Annotated in this window: 1 pseudogene; it reads right to left on the bottom strand. The window is 70.1% G+C overall.

The window, feature by feature from the left end:
• Positions 1–24: 24 nt before the first annotated feature.
• Positions 25–1,007: pseudogene (locus tag ABT263_RS38825) on the bottom strand (IS5 family transposase); the annotation flags it as partial.

The raw sequence follows: 1,007 nt of genomic DNA on the forward strand, positions 1-1,007 counted from the left end.
ACTAGGAGCTGTTCAAGGTTCGGATCATGTGGTTGAGGTCAGGGACTTCAACCACATGATCGATCCGCGTAGATGGAGGCCGGCCGTGTAGCTTTCCGGGCTCTTGTCGTACCGGGTGGCCAGGCCGCGCCAGGCCTTGATCTTCTGGAAACACCGTTCGACGTGGTTGCGCCGTTTGTAGCGCTCGGGGTCGAATGCGACCGGCCGGCCGCCGGCGGATCCCTTGCGTCTCCGGTTCGCCGCCTGGTCCAGCTTCTCCGGAATCACTGCGGTGATCCCGCGTTTGCGCAGGTAGGCGCGGTTGGCCTTCGAGGAGTAGGCCTTGTCCGCGGCCACCGCGTCCGGCCGGGTGCGCGGCCGACCGACCGGGCCGCGCACCCGGACCTTCTCCAGGACGGTCTCGAACTGGCGGCAGTCCGCCGCCTGGCCCGGGGTCAGCACGAACGCGAGCGGTCGGCCCGCGGAGTCGACAGCGGCATGGACCTTGCTGCTCAACCCGCCCCGGGAGCGGCCGAGTCCGGCTTTCGCGGCCCGGGCCTTGCGCCGACGCCGTGCCTCGGCACGAACCTGGGCGGGGTCGGCCGCGTCGTCCGGCCCCGCCTTCGCGTGACCCTCAGTACGGCCCGCTGCCGCGGCAGCGGATCCCCCTTTTCCTCGGTCAGGGCCTGCTCGAGCGCGTCCAGGGTCTCTCCGGCGACTGCCAGTCCGGACGACTCGTGGTGGGCCCGGACGATCGTCGAGTCCACGCTGACCAGTTCCAGTCCGACCTTGCCGCGAGAGGCGGCCTCCGCGATCAACGCGTCCATCAGGACCTGGAAGAACCCGGAGGCCGCCCAGCCACGGAACCGGGAGTAGACGGTCGTCCAGGCTCCGTAGCGCTCGGGAACCTCCCGCCAGCCGCTGCCGGTGCGAAACCGCCACAACACCCCGTTGAACTGGTCCCTCACCCGCCGCGGCAACGGCCCGGTGGCAGCCACCGGCACATGCGGTTCGATCAAGGCCCACTC

This window comes from Kitasatospora sp. NPDC001603, from assembly GCF_040298365.1.
Taxonomy (GTDB): domain Bacteria; phylum Actinomycetota; class Actinomycetes; order Streptomycetales; family Streptomycetaceae; genus Kitasatospora.